The organism is Trueperella abortisuis (genome assembly GCF_030811095.1).
Classification (GTDB): Bacteria; Actinomycetota; Actinomycetes; order Actinomycetales; family Actinomycetaceae; genus Trueperella; species Trueperella abortisuis.
Window position 1 is genome coordinate 1263310 of sequence record NZ_JAUSQL010000001.1, and the last position, 22047, is coordinate 1285356.

General features: G+C 63.6%; 19 protein-coding genes and 1 tRNA gene. 2 read left to right on the top strand and 18 right to left on the bottom strand.

All coding sequences use genetic code 11. The features are described 5' to 3' along the window. Position 1 precedes the first annotated feature (1 nt). From J2S45_RS05580 to polA, 3 genes are all read right to left on the bottom strand, one after another. A complete protein-coding gene (locus J2S45_RS05580; protein ID WP_296929117.1) occupies positions 2-2062 on the bottom strand; it encodes a hypothetical protein in 2061 nt (686 codons plus the stop codon). 614 nt (positions 2063-2676) lie between these two features. After that, a complete protein-coding gene (gene rpsA, locus J2S45_RS05585) occupies positions 2677-4140 on the bottom strand; it encodes a 30S ribosomal protein S1 (protein ID WP_296929119.1) in 1464 nt (487 codons plus the stop codon). A 132-nt stretch (positions 4141-4272) separates the two neighbouring features. Beyond that, positions 4273-6966, bottom strand: coding sequence for a DNA polymerase I (polA, locus tag J2S45_RS05590; protein WP_307634792.1), 2694 nt, complete (start codon positions 6964-6966; stop codon positions 4273-4275). Between the two features lie 74 nt (positions 6967-7040). Between polA and J2S45_RS05595 the strand changes: the two genes are divergently transcribed. After that, the gene (locus J2S45_RS05595) at positions 7041-7406 is read left to right on the top strand and encodes a PaaI family thioesterase (RefSeq protein WP_270974600.1); all 366 of its coding nucleotides are present in this window, start codon (positions 7041-7043) and stop codon (positions 7404-7406) included. A 1-nt stretch (position 7407) separates the two neighbouring features. Here the strand turns inward: J2S45_RS05595 and J2S45_RS05600 are convergent, their stop codons facing one another. The 9 genes from J2S45_RS05600 to hisF all read right to left on the bottom strand — a co-directional run bounded on the left by J2S45_RS05600 (position 7408) and on the right by hisF (position 14681). Further along, on the bottom strand, positions 7408-8004 hold the full coding sequence (locus tag J2S45_RS05600; RefSeq protein WP_296929161.1) for an ANTAR domain-containing response regulator: 597 nt from the start codon (positions 8002-8004) through the stop codon (positions 7408-7410). A gap of 116 nt (positions 8005-8120) precedes the next feature. Further along, positions 8121-8202, bottom strand: a tRNA-Leu gene (locus J2S45_RS05605). Positions 8203-8256: 54 nt separating this feature from the next. After that, positions 8257-9684: a pyruvate kinase gene (gene pyk, locus J2S45_RS05610; RefSeq protein ID WP_307634793.1), complete on the bottom strand. Its 1428-nt coding sequence runs from the start codon at positions 9682-9684 to the stop codon at positions 8257-8259. A 58-nt stretch (positions 9685-9742) separates the two neighbouring features. Beyond that, the gene (lgt, locus tag J2S45_RS05615; RefSeq protein ID WP_296929127.1) at positions 9743-10666 is read right to left on the bottom strand and encodes a prolipoprotein diacylglyceryl transferase; all 924 of its coding nucleotides are present in this window, start codon (positions 10664-10666) and stop codon (positions 9743-9745) included. Then, positions 10666-11475, bottom strand: coding sequence for a tryptophan synthase subunit alpha (gene trpA / locus J2S45_RS05620; protein ID WP_307634794.1), 810 nt, complete (start codon positions 11473-11475; stop codon positions 10666-10668). Before trpA ends, lgt begins: the two co-directional genes overlap by 1 nt. Further along, entirely contained in the window at positions 11472-12686 is a 1215-nt protein-coding gene (gene trpB, locus J2S45_RS05625; RefSeq protein ID WP_296929130.1) for a tryptophan synthase subunit beta, read from the bottom strand. Before trpB ends, trpA begins: the two co-directional genes overlap by 4 nt. A gap of 10 nt (positions 12687-12696) precedes the next feature. After that, on the bottom strand, positions 12697-13509 hold the full coding sequence (gene trpC, locus J2S45_RS05630; RefSeq protein ID WP_270974607.1) for an indole-3-glycerol phosphate synthase TrpC: 813 nt from the start codon (positions 13507-13509) through the stop codon (positions 12697-12699). Positions 13510-13569: 60 nt separating this feature from the next. Beyond that, positions 13570-13920: a phosphoribosyl-AMP cyclohydrolase gene (gene hisI, locus J2S45_RS05635; RefSeq protein WP_296929132.1), complete on the bottom strand. Its 351-nt coding sequence runs from the start codon at positions 13918-13920 to the stop codon at positions 13570-13572. After that, the gene (gene hisF / locus J2S45_RS05640; protein WP_270974609.1) at positions 13917-14681 is read right to left on the bottom strand and encodes an imidazole glycerol phosphate synthase subunit HisF; all 765 of its coding nucleotides are present in this window, start codon (positions 14679-14681) and stop codon (positions 13917-13919) included. Before hisF ends, hisI begins: the two co-directional genes overlap by 4 nt. A gap of 50 nt (positions 14682-14731) precedes the next feature. Here hisF and J2S45_RS05645 point away from each other — a divergent pair, with 50 nt between their 5' ends. After that, entirely contained in the window at positions 14732-15283 is a 552-nt protein-coding gene (locus J2S45_RS05645; RefSeq protein WP_296929135.1) for a nucleoside/nucleotide kinase family protein, read from the top strand. Here the strand turns inward: J2S45_RS05645 and J2S45_RS05650 are convergent. Genes J2S45_RS05650 through J2S45_RS05675 form a run of 6 tightly spaced genes read right to left on the bottom strand, consistent with a single transcriptional unit; the run spans position 15270 to position 22039 of the window. After that, a complete protein-coding gene (locus J2S45_RS05650) occupies positions 15270-16142 on the bottom strand; it encodes an FKBP-type peptidyl-prolyl cis-trans isomerase (RefSeq protein WP_307634795.1) in 873 nt (290 codons plus the stop codon). The two genes, J2S45_RS05645 and J2S45_RS05650, sit on opposite strands and share 14 nt — an antisense overlap. After that, the gene (pafA, locus tag J2S45_RS05655) at positions 16135-17505 is read right to left on the bottom strand and encodes a Pup--protein ligase (RefSeq protein WP_307634796.1); all 1371 of its coding nucleotides are present in this window, start codon (positions 17503-17505) and stop codon (positions 16135-16137) included. The genes J2S45_RS05650 and pafA overlap by 8 nt, the downstream gene beginning before the upstream one ends. Beyond that, positions 17502-17684, bottom strand: coding sequence for a ubiquitin-like protein Pup (locus J2S45_RS05660; protein WP_270974613.1), 183 nt, complete (start codon positions 17682-17684; stop codon positions 17502-17504). Before J2S45_RS05660 ends, pafA begins: the two co-directional genes overlap by 4 nt. A 40-nt stretch (positions 17685-17724) precedes the next feature. Then, on the bottom strand, positions 17725-19311 hold the full coding sequence (dop, locus tag J2S45_RS05665) for a depupylase/deamidase Dop (RefSeq protein ID WP_307634797.1): 1587 nt from the start codon (positions 19309-19311) through the stop codon (positions 17725-17727). Beyond that, complete coding sequence (gene arc, locus J2S45_RS05670; protein WP_296929144.1) at positions 19308-20954, bottom strand: proteasome ATPase; 1647 nt, start codon at positions 20952-20954, stop codon at positions 19308-19310. The genes dop and arc overlap by 4 nt, the downstream gene beginning before the upstream one ends. Beyond that, entirely contained in the window at positions 20951-22039 is a 1089-nt protein-coding gene (locus tag J2S45_RS05675; protein WP_307634798.1) for a tRNA (adenine-N1)-methyltransferase, read from the bottom strand. The genes arc and J2S45_RS05675 overlap by 4 nt, the downstream gene beginning before the upstream one ends. Between the last annotated feature and the right edge of the window lie 8 nt (positions 22040-22047).

The window sequence follows — 22047 nt, forward strand, 5'->3', positions numbered from 1 at the left end:
TTTACCTCTTTCCGGGCAGCCAGCTAGACGCTTCGTTTCTCACCAGCACATACATCAGAATTCCTTGGGTGAGAGTAAACATGAGATAGATGGCTCCTACGCTGATGATGAATGTAGACGGGAAAAACCCGCCGATGGGGAACAAGAACTGGTGAGCAAGGAAGATACCGACACTCAAGGAGAGGATTCCCGTGACGATATTGACCAGCGTAAGACGCATACTGATCGTTCGCGCAATCATATCCGCCTTGCCTGTTATAGATGCGATCGAAGCAAATTCTTTGGCATGATGGCCAGCCTCTCGCATGAACTGCATCCACACTGACACCATCGCATAGATGAAAGATAGCGTGGTCAACAAAGTCAACCACGATGCCTGTTGACGATATATCTGCGCTATCGCACGCCCATTTTCCCCATCGATGATAGACAAGGCCACGATCGCCGTATCGAACGTGATCTTTTGGATATGCGACAGCAAGTCCGAATTTTGGTCAGAAATCGTATAGATCCATGCCCAACGCGACTCTAACGATATCTCGTCAACCTCACCACCATATTCTGGACCTAGTCCATAGTGAATAAACTGCGACAAAAACGCCGGGTCCACCTGGCCGGCGCTGACCTGTGCAACACCTTGACCATAGGCGGCAACATAAACAGCAGCCGTAGGATCAGAGGAACGAACTCTGTCTGCTGCGCCTTTCAGACACGCCGTATAGTCCCCATCGCAATTAAGCGACGTCTTCACAATCTGGATACCGTCCGGAGGGCGTGGAGGGGGAACTTGGGCTCCAGCGATGGTTGCGAAGACGGCTACGAGAATCACCCCGACCGATACAAAACTTCCAGCGAAAGTGCCTGTTCGAGATGCGTCATAAGGATGGTGAATCACCCAACGGAAGAACACACCAGCCCGGAGGTCTTTACCCATGATCCTGATAGCAACACGAGTCATTACCGTACACAGCACCGCAAGAGTTGAATGCAGCCCCATGAGCACGAAGAAAACCGAGGCCAGCATCAAAAACGCCATAAGATTACTAGGGATCTTCACGTACCACAACCTCATGATAGCGGCAATAACAATCCCCAGGCCGAATAGCGCAAGCCCACTTCCGGTGCCAACCAACCGTCGTCTGTGTGAATGAGGCCGCGCCCACTGTAAACGCGGCCAGGTCAAGTAGGCAAACGCCAAGCCCGCACCTAAGGCGAAGTATCCGATGAGTAGTGCAAGCTTGTCAGTATAAAGATGGGTGTGCAGACGAAAACCAGTCAGCGGCACACTCACGCATCCAGCTATCAACACCACAATAAGCAACGCAGCAAGACTCACGCCCAACAAAAAGGGCTTGTAAAGATAGTTAACCGAATGGCGTATCAGCTCACGACGCGGAGCACCTATAGATTCAAGCACAAAACGCTCACCGGCGAGTGATTCGTCCACCGCTGCTCGTGTAGTACGAAGATTTTGAATAAGCGGAAAAGCGAAAACAAGCAGAGCAATCGGCAACAAATACTGCGACCACAACTCGTAGGTAATATCCCCGAAGAGCGCGCCCGTACGACCGTCATTGGCAAATCCAGAAGCGAAGTAGACCCCCTCACCTTTTCTTGCCATGTCAAGAAACGCTTGACCGTTACTGGGTCGGTAGTAAACGACAAGTTCGTCTTCAAGGATTACTGATTCATCGATAACAGCCTGAACTGGGCCAAACTGTCTTTCTAAAATATGCGAATACTGTACTGCAGCCTTCGACACCGCGATATGACCCGGCTCCAGCGAATCGGATAACCCTACCGGAACCACAAAGCCACCACCGACGGGTTCGAGTTCTAACACTCCCACCAAGTGTGAATCGATAAAGAGATTGTCCACCCGGTATGCGAAACTCGCGTCCTCTTCATCAACAACGTATTCAGGAGAACGCGAGTTCGCTATCGAATGCCTCGCATCAAGCTCAATAGGAATCGCTGCCAGGGCAAATAAACACATCATAAGAAAAAATGAGGTAAGCCCTACAATGATTCGCTTAACAAAAAGCTGATGCACCATCTGCACCCTCGAATACTAGTAGATCCAGGAGCCGCAGCTCATCGATAGGGGAAACGGGCGAGAGATGCACGGCTGGATCGCAGTAATCGTACTGGGAGCATACTTACTCACTGTTGTGCCATAACCATGCTTATTTGCCAAACCTGCTTGCTTCGTCCCCCATCATACTTGTAATTTACAGCAGGAAACCTTCCATCTCCATAAGCGTCCTTAATTGAGATGAACGAACCTGAGGTATAGGTATGTTGACCATATTCCGATCCTGAGTAACTAAGCGCGGATGCGGTGGATGCACCCCCCATCAACACGCCGATCGTAGCCAAACCTGCAACTAGTGATCGTTTCATATCGCTTGATCCTTCCCCATTGAAGACTCATGACAATTTCATGCGTGGAACTCCCACGCAATACATATATTACATGGCTCACTTTTCGCTGACAACTAAACTGTGTACCGAGCGCTTGGATGACAATATGAGAAAGCCATGGCGAAATGCTCGGAAACCATGACCAGCAACATATTGGTCAGCCACCCTTAGAGAAACAGTGCGCCCCGCCAATCTCATGGGATTGGCGGGGCGCGTGTAAATTTGAGCGGGCTATCTACCCTGCGTCAAGTCTTAGTTGCCCGTCAGCTTCTCGCGCAGAGCGGCGAGAGCCTCGTCGGACGCGAGCGTTCCGGCGCCGTCGTTACCGGAAGAGAACGACGTCGGCGCCTCGGCCGCGGAGGAAGCGTCGCCGCCGGCAGCGGCCTCGGCATCAGCCTCCATGTGGGCCAGGACCTGCTTCTTGTGAGCGATCCAGCGCTCCTCGGCCTTAGCGTACTCAGCCTCCCAGGCAGCCTGGTTCTCCTCGTAGCCCTCAAGCCACTCGTTCGCCTCCGGGTCGAAGCCCTCGGGGTACTTGTAGTTGCCATCCTCGTCGTACTCGGCGGTCATGCCGTACAGCGACGGGTCGAAGTCCTCCGAGTGCGGATCGACGCCCTCATTGGCCTGCTTGAGCGACAGGGAGATGCGGCGACGCTCGAGGTCGATATCGATGACTTTGACGAAGACCTCGTCGCCGACCTTGGCCACCTGATCGGGCAGGTCGATGTGGCGCTGAGCCAGCTCGGAGATGTGAACCAGGCCTTCGATTCCGTCCTCGACGCGGACGAACGCACCAAACGGAACCAGCTTGGTCACGCGGCCCGGCACAACCTGACCGATGTGGTGGGTGCGGGCGAAGGTCTGCCACGGATCTTCCTGGGTAGCCTTGAGCGACAGCGAGACGCGCTCGCGATCCATGTCCACATCCAGCACCTCGACGGTGACGGGCATGCCAACCTCGACAACCTCGGACGGGTGGTCGATGTGCTTCCAAGACAGCTCGGAGACGTGCACGAGGCCGTCCACGCCGCCCAAGTCGACGAAGGCGCCGAAGTTGACGATCGAGGAGACGACGCCCTCACGGACCTGGCCCTTCTGCAGGGTATCGAGGAAGTGAGCGCGGATCTCCGACTGGCTCTGCTCGAGCCAGGAGCGGCGGGAAAGAACGACGTTGTTACGGTTCTTATCCAGCTCGATGATCTTGGCCTGCAGCTCACGGCCGATGTAGGGCTGCAGGTCGCGCACGCGGCGCATCTCGACCAGGGAAGCCGGGAGGAAGCCGCGCAGGCCGATGTCGAGGATGAGGCCGCCCTTGACGACTTCAATGACCGTACCGGTCACGACGCCGTCCGCTTCCTTGATCTCCTCGATCTTGTCCCACGCCCGCTCGTACTGCGCACGCTTCTTCGACAGGAGAAGCCGACCCTCCTTGTCCTCCTTCTGGAGAACGAGGGCCTCGATCTGGTCACCAACTTCGACAACATCATCGGGATCGATGTCGTGCTTGATGGAAAGTTCCTTGGAGGGGATAACACCCTCGGTCTTGTAGCCGATGTCGAGCAGCACCTCGTCGCGGTCGACCTTGACTACGGTTCCTTCAACGATGTCGCCGTCGTTAAAGTACTTGATGGTTTCGTCGACAGCGGCAATGAGATCTTCTTCAGTGCCGATGTCGTTGATCGCGACCTCAGTGGAGGTCTGGTTGTTAGTTGTCATAGAGTTGGTGACTCCGAAATAATTCTACTGTTACGGACATGGTGCCGGATGGCACCACCTGCCAAGTTTACGGGGAGAAACAGCCGCGATTCAAGCGGACAAGCGCACCCAAATGCCGAATTGCCCACAGGATCAGTGAGCCGCGTCGCGCCAGTTACGCCCGACCCCCACGCTCACGGACAACGGCACCGACAGTTGCGCCGCTTTTTCCATTTCCTCGCGCACGATCCGCTCCACACTCTCGGCCTCCTCGGCCTTCACCTCAAGCACGAGTTCGTCGTGAACCTGAAGCAGGACGCGCGAGGCGAGACCGGCTTTCGTGAGGGAATCGTGGACGGCGACCATCGCGAATTTGATGATGTCCGCCGCCGAACCCTGGATCGGGGCATTGAGGGCCATGCGCTCGGCTGCCTCGCGTAGCTGGCGGTTGGGGCTGTCAAGCCCCGGCAGGTACCGACGCCGCCCCCAGATCGTCGAGGTGTAGCCATCCTTGCGCGCCTGATCGACAACCGCGCTCAGATACTGGCGTACCTTGCCGAAGCGGGCGTCGTAGTCCTTCATGAGCGCCTCGGCCTCCCCCACCGTGATGTGGAGCTGCTGGGAGAGCCCGTAGGAGGACAGACCGTAGGCGAGCCCGTAGCTCATCGCCTTAATCTTCGAACGCTGCTCGCTCGTGACCGCCTCCTGCGCCACTCCGAACACGCGGGATGCGACGAAGCTGTGAAGGTCCGCGCCCCGGCGGAAGGCTTCGATCAGATCCGCGTCCCCGGAAAGGTGGGCCATGAGGCGCATCTCGATCTGGGAGTAGTCGGCCGTCATCAGGTAGTCATACCCCTGCCCCGGAACAAACACGCCCCGGATTTGGCGGCCCTCCTCCGTGCGGGCGTGGATGTTTTGCAGGTTCGGGTCCGTTGAGGACAGGCGGCCCGTTGCCGCCACCGTCTGCTGGTACGTGGTATGGATCCGCCCGGAAATAACGGAGCGCTGCAGCCCCTCCACCGACTGGCGGAGCTTGAGCGCGTCGCGATGCTCGAGGAGCCCGGCGAGGAACTCCTGTGCCGCCACCGCAACGTCGTCCTCCCGGTAGGCAATCTTGGCCAGCAGCTCGGCGAGAGCATCCGCGTTCGTGGTGTACCCCGACTTCGTCTTCTTCGTCACGGGCAACTTCATACGCTCAAAGAGGACCTCCTGTAGCTGCTTCGGACTTGAGAGGTTAACCGAGTAGTCGTCGATTGCCTCGTGCGCCTTGCGCGCCGCATCCTCCACGCGCGTGTTGAAAGCGTGGTAAAGGGACTCCAGTAGATCTTCATCCACCGCGATGCCGACACTTTCCATTTCGAAAAGCACCTTCGCCACCGACAGTTCAAGCTCGACAAGCGCCCCAGCCGGATCAGCCTTGCTCAGCTCGCCAGCGAAGGCCTCCTGCAGGTCCAGGAGCACGCCGGCACGCTGGGCCGTTGCGGAGCGGATGATCGCGCCGTCCGCTCCGATGCCCAGCGTGTCGTCCCCGCCCGCGGAGATGTCCTGATCGAGGTAACGTTGGGCCAGATCGGCCAGGTCGTAGGTGCGCTGGTCTGGGTGGAGCAGGTAAGCCCCAATCTCCGTGTCCCCAACGACGCCGGCAAGACTCACCCCCACGCCCTTCCAGGCGTGGGCGAGCCCCTTCGTGCCGTGCCCGACCTTGGGCTGGTCGCCGTCTTCAAGGAAAGCCACGAGCGCCCGCTCGTCGGTAACGTCCAGCCCGGCGCGCTCGCCGTAATAGACATAGTGATCCGCGCAGGCCACGGCGAAGCCCACCACGTCTCCGCGCATCGCACGCCGATCCCCGTCAACCTCAATCCCCCACGGGCCCTCGTGACTGGCGAGGAACTCCGCGAACGACACGCTACCCGCTGGCACAAGCGTGGCCTCCACCGCTGGTTCAGCCGCCTCGGCCCGCTCACCGCCGCGCATCGGCAACTCACGTAGCACCCGTTCACGAAGTCGGGTGAAGTCGAGGGTGTCAAATAGCTCGTGCATTTCCTCCCGGGCGACGCCCGCCGGGCGCAGCTCGTCAAGGTCCTCCACGATCGGAAGGTCGCACACTAGGGTGTTGAGCGCGCGGTTACGGCGCACCATCTCCATATGGTCGCGCAGGTTCGCACCCGTCTTTCCGCCTACCTCGTCTGCGTGCTCGAGCAGGTTGTCCAAACTACCGTAGTGATTGAGCCACTTCGCCGCTGTCTTCGGACCCCACAGGGGCACACCCGGGATGTTGTCCGCGCCCTCGCCCACGAGAGCCGCCAGATCCGAGTACAGCTCCGGCTTCACGCCCGCCTTCGCCTCGATACCGGCCGGGTCGAGCACCGCCATCTGGGATCGCGGCATCGGGTAGATCAGCGTGATAGCCTCATCCACCAGCTGGTACGTATCCTTATCGCCGGAGGAGATGTAGACCTTCATCCCGCGTTCCTCGCCGCGCGTGGCGAGCGTTGCCACGATGTCGTCCGCCTCGTAATCCTCCACCGTCAGCCAGGCCATCCCGAGCACGTCCAACACCTGCTGAATAACCGAGATCTGGCCCTTGAACTCCTCCGGCGTGGCCGCACGCCCACCCTTGTAATCCGCATACTGGCGCGTGCGGAACGTGCCGCCAGGCAAATCAAAGGCAACGGCCACGTGGCTGGGCTGATAGTCGGCCACGAGCTTGAGCAAGGTGGATGTAAAACCGTGTACAGCGTTCGTGTACTGGCCCTGAGCCGTGACAAAGGAATCGGCGGGTAGGGCGAAGAACGAGCGGAAGGCCAGAGAGTGGCCGTCGAGCAAAAGCAGAGTTTCTTGAGTCACCCCACCAGCCTATCGTGCCCCGCCGACAAACACGCCAGTTCCGTCCCCGCGCCGGACGTTGCTACGCTGAATCCATGACCACACTCGACAAGACCCTTGACATCACCGTCGAAGTCAACACGCCCGAAACCTGCACCGTCTCCATGCCCACAGACCGCGCACACCAGCCCTACGGCGTCGTGCATGGAGGAATCAACGGGGTGCTGGTCGAGCACGCCGGCTCGCTCCTCGCGTTCGCGAACGCCCCCGAAGGCAAGGTCGCCGTGGGCACCGAGCTTTCTGTCTCCCACGTGGCGGCCAACGCAACCGCGCTGGTCCGGGCGAGCGCGAGCCTCATCAAGGTGACGCGATCCTCCGTCATTTCCTCGGTGATCGTCACCGACGAAAACGGCCAGGTGACCGCCGCCGGGCGGCTGACCTGCGTCTTCGTTCGCGCCTAAGCTACTTCTCGCCCACCTGCTCGACGACGGCGTCCGCCACCTCGCGCATCGTCAGGCGCCGATCCATCGACGTCTTCTGGATCCAGCGGAAAGCCTCCGGCTCCGTCAGGCCCATCTTCTCCTGAAGCAGGCCCTTCGCCTGATCCACGCGCTTACGGGTCTCGAACTTCTCGGTCAGCGAAGACACTTCGCTCTCCAGCGAGGCGATCTCCTGCGAGCGCGAAATCGCGATCTCGACCGCCGGGATCAGGTGCTCCGGGGTGAAGGGCTTGACCACGTAGGCCATCGCGCCCGCGTCCCGCGCACGCTCGACAAGCTCACGCTGAGAGAAGGCGGTAAGCATGACGATCGCCACCTGCTGCTCGGAGAGGATCTTCTCGGCCGCCGTCAGCCCGTCCATGACCGGCATCTTCACGTCCATGACGATAAGATCCGGGTTGTGCTCAGCGGCGAGCTCCACCGCCTCCTCACCCGAAGCGCCCTCGGCAACCACGGTATAGCCCGCATCCTGGAGCGTCTCCACGATGTCCAGGCGAATGAGGGTCTCATCCTCGACCACGAGCACCCTGACGGTTGCCGGATCGGTATCTGCCTTGATCTTCTCCACCCGGCTTCCCGCTACTTCCTCACTCACGGCTTCCTCCATTCTCTTCCCGCTACCCGTGGCTCACGCATATTCGGTGGCATGCCACAGTAAGAGCGTTAACCATCAAGTGCTCCCGGCGGGACTCGAACCCGCACGCCTTTCAGCGCTGCATTTTGAGTGCAGTGTGTCTGCCAATTCCACCACAGGAGCTCCGACCCCACCTTACAGCAAGGCCGCTTCATCCTCGTAATACGAGGACATTCGTCACATCACCGAAGAGAATGTCTCGCCCATCTTGTGGACGCGGATCGTGTTGGTCGATCCGACCTTGCCCGCAGGCATGCCTGACACGACGACGACGCGGTCGCCGTCCACGGCAAAACCACGATCACGCAGGGCATGATCGACCTGCTCGATCATGTGGTCGGTGTCCTCCACCTCGGGCACGATGATCGTCTGCGTTCCCCATGTCAGGGCGAGCTGCTGGCGGATGTCGTTGCTCGGCGTGAAGACCAGCAGCGGGATACGCGCACGCAGTCGGGCCATACGCCGAGCCGTCTGGCCCGAGGAGGTGAACACCGCCAGGTACTTCACGCCCAGGGCCTCCCCGATATCCATCGCCGAACGGGTGATAACACCGTTGCGGGTGCGGTGAAGGTTACCGATCTTCGGGATCGACTCCAGCCCGTGTTCCTCGGTGTACTGGATGATCGAGGCCATCGTCTGCACGCACGCGATCGGGTACTTGCCCACCGAGGTCTCGCCCGAAAGCATGACCGCGTCCGCACCGTCGAGGATGGCATTCGCGCAGTCGGAGGTCTCGGCGCGCGTCGGCGTGGGCGAAGTGATCATCGACTCGAGCACCTGGGTGGCAACAATCACCGGCTTGGCCTCGCGGCGCGCGATGGAGATGGCACGCTTCTGCACGATCGGCACCTGCTGGAGCGGGAGCTCGACGCCGAGGTCGCCGCGGGCAACCATGATGCCGTCAAACGCGGAGACGATCTCGTTCAGGGCGGTGACAGCCTGCGGCTTCTCGATCTTTGCGATGACCGGGATGCGGCGGCCGACCATGTCCATGATCGCGTGGACGTCCTTGACGTCCTCCGCCGTGCGCACGAAGGACAGCGCGCAGATGTCGGCGCCATAATTGAGCGCCCACTCGAGGTCGACCTTGTCCTTCTCCGACAGGGCCGGCACGGATACCGCAACGCCGGGGAGGTTAACGCCCTTGTTGTTCGAGACAGTTCCGCCGATGATGACCTCGGTCTTGACCTCCGGGCCGTCAACGGACAGGACGCGAACCTGCACCTTGCCGTCATCGATGAGGATCAGGTCCCCCGGGCTGCAGTCGCCAGGAAGACCCTTGAACGTGGTGGAGACCAGGTCCTTGTCACCCGGCACATCCTCCGTGGTGATCGTGAAGATGTCGCCCTGCTCGAGGAGGACCGGGCCGGACTCGAAGGTGCCGAGGCGGATCTTCGGCCCCTGGAGGTCGACGAGGATCGCCACCGCCTGCCCGAGCTCTTCAGCCGCCTCGCGCACCATGTCAATGCGCTGCTCATGCTCAGCATGCGAGCCGTGAGAGGCGTTAATGCGGGCAACGTTCATGCCCGCCTTGACAAGTTCGACGATTCGTTCCTTGGTGTCGGTGGCCGGACCTAGCGTACATACAATCTTCGCTCTGCGCATGACCCCCATCCTACCCGATGAAGGCCAGCTTCGAAGACCCATGACTCATCGTGTCAGGTTACTCGTTCGTCGGCGCTTGGGCCGGATCGCCTTCCTCGCTCTCAGCGTGTTCGGCAGCTGGAACGACGACGCCGTCCGCGGCTTCGGGATCCTTACCCGGAAGATAGACCTCGCCAAGCCCGGGATTGCTTCGGCGTAGCTTGGTCAACACGAGGAAGATGAGGACCGCCGCCACGAGCACGATGAGCGAGGTCCACACGTTCAGCCGCAGCCCCCAGACGATCTGGGCCGTGTCGATCCTCATGTTCTCAATCCAAACCCGGCCCAGCACGTAGAGGATGACGTACATGAGCGTGGTCTGCCCACCCTTGAAACGGAACTTCTTCTCCAGGGCAAGCAGGATCCCGGCCATAGCCACGCACCAGATCGCCTCATAGAGGAAAGTGGGGTGGAAGAGCGTGCCCGAGGGGTAGCCGGCGGGCAGGTGGGCATCGTCGATCCTCAGTCCCCACGGTAGATCCGTCGGGCCGCCGAAGAGTTCCTGGTTAAAGTAGTTGCCAAAGCGGCCGACCGCCTGGGCGATGAGGACGCCCGGCGCTACGGCGTCGGCGAAAGGCGCAAAACGCAGACCGCGCCGGTGAAGCGCAATGAAACCGCCGACCGCCCCCGCGGCAATGCCACCCCAGATGCCGAGACCGCCCTCCCAGATCCGCAGGGCCTTGAGGGGGTCGCCGTTCGGTCCCCAGTACGGGTCCGGGGTGGTGATGACGTGGTAGATCCGGGCGCCCACGATGCCAAACAGCACCATCCACACCGCCACGTCGATGGAAACATCCTCTGGGCCGCCCCAGCGCACGTAACGCCGATCGCCGATCTTCCAGGCCGCAAGGATACCGGCCAGGATGGCGAGGGCGTAGAAGTGGATGGACACCGGGCCGAGCGGGATCACGTTGATAGACGGTGACGGAATGGCGGTGAGCACTACTTCTCCCTCGGGGTATGGGCGCCGATGGCGATGTCCGTCGCGACCTCACGCACGCGGCGCAGGCTCGCCTCGCGGTCGCCCTCGTTCTCTAGCAACGCGCGGATGATGGCCGAACCAACGATGACGCCGTCGGCGAACTGGGCCACCTCAACCGCCTGGTCGTGGGTGGAGACCCCGATGCCGACACAGACGTTCTTGGCACCCGCCGCGCGCGTACGTGCCACCAGCGACTCCGCGTCGGAGGAGAGCGTGGCACGCAGGCCGGTCACACCCATGCGCGAGGCGGCGTAGACGAAGCCGCGCGCGGCCTGGGCATTAATCCGTAGCCGTTCGTCGGTACACGAGGGCGCAACGAGGAAGATGCGCTCCAGGTCATACTTGTTCGAGGCCTCGATCCACTCCCCGCTCTCCTCGACGATGATGTCGGGGATGATCAGGCCGGCGCCGCCGGCGTTGGCGAGGTCGCGGGCGAAGTTGTCCACGCCGTAGCGGAAGATCGGGTTGTAGTAGGACATGACGAGGGCGGCCGCGCCCGACTCCGCGACGGCCTCGACCATCTTGAACACGTCCGAGCGCCGCAGACCGCGCTCGAGCGCCTTCGTGCCCGACTCCTGGATAATCGGCCCGTCCATGGTCGGATCCGAATAGGGAAAGCCCACCTCAATGACGTCCGCACCCGCATCGACGACGGCCCGCGCCGCCTCGATGGAGAGGTCCACGTCCGGGTATCCCGCTGACAGGTAGGCGATGAATGCGGCGTGGCCCGCCGCCCGAGCCTGGTCGATCTTGTCTGCCGCGTACATCATGCGTTCTCCTTGGCCAGGTCGAAATACGTCATTGCCGTCTCCATGTCCTTATCGCCGCGCCCGGAGAGCGAGACGGCGATCGTGATCTTCTCGCCCTTCGCGGCCGCTTCCTTGCCGAGCTTCATCGCGACGGCGAGGGCGTGGGCGGATTCGATGGCCGGGATGATGCCCTCGGTACGCGACAGCGCCCGGAAGGCCTCCATCGCCTCGTCGTCGTTGATGGGCCAGTACTCGGCGCGGCCGCTGCGCGCGAGCCAGGCGTGCTCAGGGCCGACTCCGGGGTAGTCCAGGCCCGCCGAGATCGAGGTGGACTCGATCGTCTGGCCGTCCTCATCCTGAAGCACGTACGTCTTCGAGCCGTGTAGCACGCCGACGTCGCCCTGGGTGATGGACGCCGCGTGTCGCCCGGTGGCAACGCCCTCGCCGCCGGCCTCGCCGCCGACCAGGCGAACCGTGGGGTCGTCGAGGAAGGCGTTAAACATGCCGATCGCGTTCGATCCGCCGCCCACGCACGCCACGACGGCGTCGGGCAGTTCGCCCGTCAGCTCCAGGATCTGGGCGCGGGCCTCCTCTCCGATGATCTTTTGCAGATCGCGCACGAGGGTTGGGAACGGGTGCGGCCCGGCGGCCGTACCGAAGATGTAGTTGGTGGAATCGATGTTCGTCACCCAATCGCGGAAGGCTTCGTTAATCGCGTCCTTGAGCGTCTTCGAGCCGTTGTCCACTGCCACGACCTTCGCGCCCAGTAGCTCCATGCGGGCCACATTGAGAGCCTGGCGTCGGGCGTCCTTGGCCCCCATGTACACCGTGCATTCCAACCCGAGGAGCGCGGCCGCAGTCGCGGTAGCCACCCCGTGCTGGCCCGCTCCGGTCTCCGCGATCACGCGCTTCTTGCCGAGCGTGCGAGTGAGGAGGGCCTGGCCGAGCACATTGTTGATCTTGTGGCTACCCGTGTGGTTGAGGTCCTCGCGCTTCAAAATGATTCGGGCGCCCCCACAGTATTGCGCGCCGAAGCGGGGTGCCTCCGTGATGATGGAGGGTCTGCCCGAGTAGGTGCGGTGTAGGTGGTCGAGCTCGGCGTTGAAGTCCGGGTCCTGCCGCAGGGCCAACCACGCCTGCTCCAGCTCGGAAAGCGCTTTCACAAGCGCCTCGGGGATGAAGCGGCCCCCGAACTCGTCAAAATAGGGTCCCTGTACCTGAGCTAGTCGCATTTCTGTCCTCTTAGATCGAATATAGAGAGGGGTGTTGGCCGGCGGCCACCATGTCCCGTACCGTCTGGCGCGGATTCCCGTTCGTCACGAGCACCTCGCCCATCAGTACCGCGTCGGCTCCGGAACGGGCATAGTTGAGCATGTCCTGGGCGGAGGCAACACCGGACTCTGCCACGCGGATCACCGAATCGGGGACGACGTCGACCACCTCGTCGAAGGTGTGCATGTCAACCTTGAGGGTCTTGAGGTTGCGGGCGTTGATGCCGATCACTTGCGCCCCGGCATCGAGCGCGCGCAGCGCCTCGGTGCGGCTATGCGCTTCGACGAGCGCCGTCATTCCAAGGGAGTGGACGCGCTCGATGAGCGAGGTCAGCACCGTGTCCTCCAGCGCCGCCACGATGATAAGCGCCAGGTCGGCGCCGTGGGCGCGCGCCTCCCACACCTGGTATGGCGTGACGATAAAGTCCTTACGCAGCACCGGAATTTCAACCCGAGCGCGCACCGCGTCCAGGTCCGCCAGCGTGCCGTTGAAGCGGCGCTCCTCGGTCAGCACCGAGATCACGGCCGCACCGCCCTCCTCGTACAGGCCGGCGAGATAGGCCGGGTCCGGGATGTCGGCCAGCGCGCCCTTGGACGGCGACTTGCGCTTGACCTCCGCGATGACCTGCACGCTGTGGTGATCGTTGGGCTTGAGCGCGCTCATCGCGTTGCGTGGGCTGGGCACCTTCGCGGCGCGTTCCTTCAGCTCGTCGAGGCTGACGGCAGCCTCGCGTTTGGCGAGGTCGATGCGCACACCAGCGATAATGTCATCGAGCACAGTCATGGTTCATCCTTCCCTTGCCTCCACTCTACCGGCGTTGAGGCCGGTCACGAAAAGGGAGTCTCACTGGCCCTCGACGTGGTCGGGGATCGTCACGGGTAACTCTCCCCCGGCAAGGAAGCAGCTGCGCTCACCCGTGTGGCAGGCCGCCCCACGCTGGTGGACACGGACCAGGACCGTGTCGCCGTCGCAGTCCACCGCGACGCTCTTGACCAACTGGATCGCCCCGGAGGTATCACCCTTGCGCCAGTATTCCTGACGGGAGCGCGACCAAAACCAGACCCGCCCGGTGGTCAGAGTTCGCTCGAGAGCGAGGTCGTCCATGTAGCCGAGCATGAGGACCTCCCCCGTGCCCTCCTCTTGGATGATCGCCGGCACCAGGCCCTTATCGTCAAACTTCACGCGTTCGTTCACAGGCGTACCTCAATGCCTGCTGCGGCGAGTGCCTCCTTGACCTCGCGGATGGTCAGGGTGGCAAAGTGGAACACGGAGGCGGCGAGGACCGCGTCGGCGCCAGCCTTGACGGCGTCGACGAAGTGCTGTGCGGTGCCGGCCCCGCCGGAGGCGATGAGCGGCACGGCGACGGCGCCGCGCACCTTCTCGATGAGCTCCAGGTCAAAACCGTCGGTAGTCCCGTCCGCGTCCATGGAGTTGAGCAGGATCTCCCCCGCGCCGAGCTGCGCGGTGCGCACGGCCCACTCCACGGCGTCGACCCCGGCGCTGCGCGTGCCGCCATGGGTGGTGACCTCGAAGCCGGAGGGCATTGCGACCGCGCGCCGCGCGTCCACGGAGAGGGTGATGACCTGGTTGCCGAACTGGCTCGCCACCTCGGACAGGAGCTCGGGGCGGGCGAGCGCGGCGGTGTTGATCCCCACCTTGTCTGCGCCGGCCTCAAGCAACGCGCGCACGTCTTGCACGGATCGCACGCCGCCGCCGACCGTCAACGGCACGAAGACCTCGGCGGCCGTCTTCTTCACGACGTCGATCATCGTCCCGCGCTCTTCGACCGAGGCTGAGACGTCGAGGAAAGTGACCTCGTCGGCGCCCATCTGGCTGTAGCGACTCGCCAGCTCAACCGGATCCCCGGCATCCTTCAAGTTCTCAAAATTGACGCCCTTGACCACGCGACCATGCGAGACGTCCAGGCACGGAATGACCCTGATTGCTACGCCCATGCCACTCCTTTCGTTGCCCGTCCATCGTAGCGCGATTTAGGATGTGAGCCGTGAAGGACCACCTAGCGAACATCGCCCACGCCCGACTCCTCGTCGGTTCGATCGGCTCCGGACGATACCTGGTCGGGATCGACGGCCGCTCTGGCTCAGGCAAGTCGACCCTCGCCCACGCGCTCGGCGCCGAGCTGGTCGAGCGACGCGTAGAGATCGTGGAGGTGGAGCTCTTCATTGGAGGCTGGGATGCTCTCCTCGCCGACATCGGCAAGGTTGGCGCGCTGGCGCGGGATCTACGCAGGCGCGGCCACGCGCACGCCCGCCCCTGGGACTGGCATACGTCATCCTGGGGCGAGACCGTGAGAATCCCCGGCACGGGCGAGGCCGACGTCGTGCTCATCGTCGGCTGCGGATCGACCTCCGCACAGGTGCGCGAGTATCTGGATCTCACGGTGTGGCTGGAGGCCCCCGCCTCGGTGCGTCGGGAGCGGGTGCGCACCCGCGACCCCTACGACTGGTCGGAGCACTGGGAGGTGTGGGCGCACCAGGAGGAGGCGTTACTCAAGGAGTTCCCCTCGCACCGGCGCAACGACGTCATTCTTCGTTGATCTTGGCCAGCACGTCGATAATGATGCCCACGTCCGTATCCCCTTGCGCCATCCCCGCGGGGATCGCCAGCACGAGGCGCGAGCCCACTCGGGCATCCTCGAGGCCGGCGCGAAGCCCATCGAAGACGTCGTTGACGGTCACGACCACGGGAGCCGGCGCCTCCCACGTGTTCTCCGTGACGCTGCCGTCGGGCGCGACCAGCAGGTAGTTGACGACGATCGTGTCCCCCGCCTCGACCTGCGCTCCGCCGCCCTGAATCATCGTCGCTTCGCGCAGGGATGCCGCCTCTCCGCCAGGGCCGACGACGACGGGGCGACCGGCCCCGTCCGTACTGACGCCGGGCAGGCCGCCTCCCGCTTCGAGGTCGGAGGGCTCGCCGGGCAGAACGGTGGGCAGGACATCGATGACGGAGATGATGCCGGAACGTCGCGTCTCGGGCTCAAGGAGCACGATGCGACTACCCTCGCTCTGGCCGATGACCGAATCTGCGTAGTATCCGAGTGTGTCCGCGCCGGCAGAGCCGGTGTAATAGCGCGAGCCGGTCTGCGCGACCAGCCCGTCCTGGCGAAGATAGAAGGTGCTGACCCGAGCCAGAACCTGGCGGCCCTCCTCGATCTTGCGGCCCGCGCCGGCGATCTCGAGCGTAGTCGTCATCTCGGCCAGGCCGTCATCCAACTCGAAGTCCGCCTTGCCCGTCACGGCCACGGCGACGGAGGCACCGAAGCTACCGCCCACCTCAACAGAGAGAGGATCCCTCGATGCGGTGATCCGGTGCTGGGCACTCGCGATCGCGAATCCGATCATGAGCCCCAAGACGACGGTGAAGATCGCCAGCCCGACTCGGCGCCGCCTACTCACCGATGAGCTCCATCAGCTCCTCGACCTCGGCACTGACCGCGCTGAACGGATCCTTGAGCAGAACCTGACGGGCGCCCACGTCCTCGAGCAAGCGGATGTTCATCCAGTCGACCATGTAGTCGCGCCGGTGCTCCATCGCCAGCGCAACGAAGTCGCCGCGTACCTTGGCCCTGGTCGTCTGCGGCGGAATGCCCATCGCCTCGACGATCGCCTCATCGGACACGAGCTTCTTCAGCCCGCCGCCGGCCTCCAACCTTGTACGTAGCCCCGCTCCGGTGATGTCGTGCCAGGCCAGATCGAGGCGCTGAACCCGCGCGTCGTCGAGCCCGGTACCCAGCCGTTGCGCGAGGCGCGCCAGCAGTTTGCGCTTGGCAATCCAGTCGATCTCGCTGGCGAGCGCCTCGTGCTCGCCTCGCTCAAGAGCGTCGAGCGTGCGGCCCCACAGGTCGAAAACGTAGGAGCGTAGCGGATCGAGGGGGAACCAACCGTTGTCCTCGAAGTGGGTGCGCACGAGGTCATGCACCTCGCGCTGGATGTCGATCGCCCGCATCGTCGTGCCATCGGCCAGCTCAAGCACCGCCCGGCACGAGGTGTCAGCGCTGACCTCTCGAATCGAGCGGACCGGGTCGGCAAGCGCGCGGTCAGGCAGGCGCAACCCGTCTTCCACCGCGTCGAGGACCGCCTCCGTGGCGCCCATCTTGAGCGCGCAGGTGGAGTCGGACATGTTCGAATCCCCCACGATCACGTGCAGGCGCCGGTAGAGTTCGGCGTCCCCATGCGGCTCGTCGCGGGTATTAATCATCGGACGGGAGCGGGTGGTGGCGGCAGAGACGGCGTCGTTCATCTTGTCTGCGCGCTGGGAGATACGGTAGCTCGCGCCCTCCGGCCCCACGTGCAGGTATCCGGCGCCGACCATGATCTGGCGGGTGACGAAGTATGGGATGAGGCTGTCGATACGCTGGCGGAAGTCGCGCCGACGCCGCACGAGGTAGTTCTCGTGGCAACCGAAGGAGTTGCCGTAGGAGTCGAGGTTGTTCTTAAACAGGTGGATCCGCCCGCCCTCAAGCTTGAGGTCCGCCTCGGCCGCCATCTGGGCATACAGCGCGTCGCCTGCGCGGTCGTTGGCCAACAAGTCGGCAAGCTGGTCACACTCGGCGGTGGCGTACTCCGGATGCGCGCCGACGTCGAGATAGAGGCGGGCGCCATTGGGCAGGAACGCGTTCGTGGAGCGGGCCCGATGCAGCAGCGGGTCGAAGAGGTGGTGGGCGGTCTCCTCGGCATCAAGGAGCGGCTCGCCCGTGGTGGTGGAGGCATACAGCAGGCCGTACTCGGTCTCGATGCCCATGATCCGGCGAGGCTTCACTGGCCACCCTTTTGCACGAAGCCCTGCACGAAGCCCGTGGCGTTCTCCTCCAGGATGGAGTCGATGTCGTCGAGCAGGTCGTCGACGTCGAAGTCCGCCGCGGGCACACTCACCTCGGGCAGCTCCTGGGCCTCGTCCTCCTCGCGGCGGCGGGGCTGCATAAACTGTTGTTCAGACATAGTTTCCTTTCCAGACTCATTCTAGGACGACGCGCGCGGCTCAGGCCGTGGTCAGCCTCACGAGGAAATCCTCAACCGAATCGGCACCCTCGAGGATCTCACCCACGAGGTCGCGGGTGGCCCGCTCCGGGTGCATGAGCGGGATGCGCACCAGCGAATCGTAGCCAGGCACATCCAGCGTCACCCCATCCCAGCCGGCCGCAGCCACCCGATCCGGGAACCGGCGAATGAGCCCGCCGCGCAGGTAGGCGCGGGTGGACTCGGGTGCGTGGCGTACCGCCCACATCACCTGCTCAGGCTGGAAGAGACGTTCGATTCGTCCGGCGTGGTCGAGCCGGTTGACGATGGAGCGCTCGGGGCGAAGGTCGTGCCACTGCAGGTCGAAGGCCCGCAGCTTGTCGTTGTCCCAGGAGCCGCCGGTACGCCGGCGCATCGATTCAAGCATCTGATACTTGGCCACCCACTCCACCTTGCCCGAGGCGGCGAAAATGTCGGCGCGCAAGAGGTCGAGGACCTCCTGCCAGGTGGCGAGGACCTCCCGGGTGTCAAAGTCCGCCTCGCCGTGCTCATCGAGAGCCTCGCGCACGGCGTCGAGGTAGATCTGCTGAATCTCAATCGCGGTGCGAGACGAACCGTCCTGCATGTCGATGCGCCGAGTCAGGCTCGGATCGTGGGAGACCTCCCACGTGGCACGCACGGGCGAGAGCAGCATCGCCGAGTCCAAACCGAGGGGAAGCGCCTCCTGCTCAAGCATCCACAGCACGAGCGAGGTGGTGCCAACCTTGAGCAGATTGGACACGTCGAACTGGTTCGCGTCCCCGCCGATCACGTGCAGGCGCCGGTAGCGGGCGGCATCCGCGTGCGGCTCGTCGCGGGTATTGATGATCGGACGGTTGAAGGTGGTCTCCAGCCCGGCGTCGTTCTCCACGTAGTCCGCGCGTTGCGAAATCTGGAAGCCGGGGTGTTGAGACTTCTGCCCCAACCCCAGGCGTCCTGCCCCGCACAGGATCGGGCGCGTCACGAAGAACGGGGTCATGTAGCGGATGATGTCCGAAAAATCGAGGGCCCGATCCACCGCGTAGTTCTCGTGCGTGCCGTAAGCGGCGCCCTTGCCGTCCACGTTGTTCTTGTAGATGACGAGGGGGCGACCCGCCTCCCCCAGCAGGTCCATGGCCTCGGCCGCGATGAATTCCCCGGCCCGATCCCACAGGATCGCCTCGCGCGGGTTGGCCACCTCGGGGGCCGAGTATTCGGGGTGGGCGTGGTCGACGTAGAGGCGCGCGCCGTTGGTCAGTACTGCGTTGGCAGCATGGGGCAGGGCTAACTCCGCCTCCGACGGGCGAGCCACCCGCTCGAGCGCATCACCCGAGGGTGCGGGGGCCGACGGGTCGTCGGTCAGGAGCGAGGGATGCGCCGCGGCACGGTCGAGCCGGTAGCCGCGTGCGTCGTTGAGCGGGTCCTCCCCATGGTAGTCCCACCGGATCGCGCCGGCCCCACCGGACGCGCTGCCGCGCCCGCCATAGGTGTCCACCACCTCGGTGGATAACACGATGGGGTTGGCCTGCGGGTTACCCGCATCCGTGATCCCGAACTCGGTCTCGAGTCCGATACCTCGCCTTACGCTCATATCAGTCCCTCTCTGACGACGCCGTCCCATTCCCTCACCGGCCGCTGCGGCGTCGGCGCTGGCTCAGCCGCGACCTTCCGAGACACCAGTGGCTTGACGAACGTCACCCGCTTGCCCGAGCCGCGCCCGTGGATGCGCGCCCACTCGTCTGGGTTGGTCATTTGGGTCAGGTCCTCGTTCTCGTGCATCTCCTCGGCGAGCGCCGTCAGCATGTGGGAGGTGCGAATCCCGCGCTCGCCCGTGGCAAGCAGGTCCTTGATGGCTAGCTTCTTTGCCCGATCCACGATCGCGGCAAGCATCGCGCCCGAGACGAAGTCTGACACGTACAGCACCTCGGCGGTACCGTCCGCGTAGGAGACCTCCACGAACTCGTTGTCCGCATCCCGGGTAAAGAGCCGCTCCACGGTGGCCCTCGCCATCGCCCGCACCGCCGCCTCGGCGCTGCCGTGGGCCGCGATTTCGTCGGGGTGGATGGGCAGGTTGGGCGTGAGGTACTTGAGGATGATATCCCACGCGCCGTGCTGGTTGGGCCGTTCGATGCGGATCTTGATGTCGAGGCGGCCGGGGCGCAGGATCGCCGGGTCGATCATGTCCTCACGATTGGATGCACCGATGACGATGACGTTGTCCAGCTGCTCCACGCCGTCGATCTCCGCCAGCAGCTGCGGAACCACGGTGGTCTCCACGTCCGAAGAGATGCCCGAGCCGCGGGTGCGGAAGAGCGCCTCCATCTCGTCAAAAAAGATGACCACCGGGATTCCGGACGCCGCCCGGTCGCGTGCCCGGGAGAAAATCTCGCGGATCTGGCGCTCAGTTTCGCCCACGTACTTGTCCAGCAGCTGGGGGCCCTTGATGTTAAGGAAGTAGGAGCGCGACCTCGCCTGCCCGTCGCGCCGGGAGATCTTTTCCGCCAGCGAGGTTGCCACCGCGCGAGCGATGAGGGTCTTGCCCGTGCCGGGCGGGCCGTAAAGCAGGACTCCCTTGGGCGGCTTGAGCCCGTGCTCGCGGTAGAGCTCGGGTTGCTCGAAGGGCAGTTCCACCGAGTCCTTGATTTGGACGATCTGCGCGTCCAGGCCGCCGATGTCCTCATAGGAGACGTTCGGCACCTCCTCCAGGAGCAGGTGCTCGACGTCGGGACGCTCGACGTGCTCGAGGATAAATCCGCCACGCAGGTCGGCCAACACCGTGTCACCCACCTGGACCCCCTGGTCCTGGAGGCGCCCGGAGATGCGCAGCACCCGCTCGTCGTCGGCGTGCACCTGGACGAGGGCACGCGAGGAATCGATGACGAGCTTGACGGTGACGATTTCACCCGTGCGGTCGTAGGTGGTGACGCCGACGACGACGAGCGCCTCGTTCAGCAACAGCTCCTGGCCCGGACGGATCCGGCCGAGCTCGACGAGAGTGGAGGCCGCCAGGATCATCTTGCGCCCATTCACCATAGCCGTGACCTCGTGACGCTCGAAATTGGCTCCGAGGAAGGTCGCCGTGGAGCCCGGGGGCGCGGAGAGCTTTTCCACCTGCTCGGAGAGCTCCTGGATCCGCTTGCGCGATTTTTGCAGGGCGTTGGCCAGTCGATCGTTCTTCTCTTCGAGCGAGGCGATCGCGGTCTGTAGCCCGAAGATTTCTCCCTGCTCGCTCACTTTTCTCCCTCTCGTTGGCGGTTGCGCTGAGCCGCCTCCTCGTCCAACTCGCGGCGCATCTTCTCACTATTGTCCCCCGCCTGCGAGTATCCGGAAACCTCCACGTCCGCGCGGTGCGCCACATCGCGGCGGACCTTGCGGAGCTTCTTGTCTGAGATCGCGCGCTCCGGCAGGTCCGCCGGATCCCAGTTTTCCCATTCGGGAAGGTCGGGGCGCGCGGCCGGCGCCGGACGGCGCGTGCGGACCAGCGGTACCGAGCCGCGAGCGATCCTGCGCGCGACGACGAGGAAGCCGGTGTGGCCGACCATCGAATGGTTTGGGCGCACCGCCAACCCGTCGAGGTGCCACGTGCGAAGCATGGTCTCGAACGCGTCCGGCTCGGTGAAGCATTGACTGTCGCGCAGCTTTTCTACGAAGCGGGACAGCTGCGTCGTCGTCGTGACGTAGCCGATAACGACGCCGCCCGAGCGTAGCGCGCGAGCCGCCGGCTCGATGATCTCCCAGGGGGCGAGCATGTCGAGCACCACGTGGTCGAGCGCCTCCTCCCCCATCTCGTTGAGAGCATCGCCGGCCTCGCCCACCACAAGATCCCACGGAGGAAGGGCCGGCCCGTACCAGGACTCCACGTTAGCCCTTGCAATCTGGGCGAACTCGTGGCGACGTTCGCAGGAGGTCAGGTGGCCCCCGGGGCCGATCGCGGCGAGTAGAGATAGGGAGAGGGCCCCCGACCCCACCCCGGCCTCGAATACGCGGGCGCCGGGGAAAACGTCGCCTTGCTGGATAATCTGCCCGGCGTCCTTGGGGTAGACCGGGGTGGCGCCGCGCGGCATGGAGAGCACGTAGTCAGCGACAAGCGGGCGCAACGCCTGAAGAATGTGACCGGTCTCAGTTTCAAAGACTGTCCCCTCCGGCTTGCCGATCAGCTCGCGGTGGCGGAAGTTGCCGCGCTGGGACTGGAAGTAGCCGTCGAAAGTGAGGAGCGTGGTGTACTTGCGCCCCTTGGTGTCGGTGAGCTGGACGCGCTCGCCGGCGCGGAACGGGCCACGGCGGCGGTCGGCGCCGAGCGGATGTGGATAGGTACTCATTGGATTCA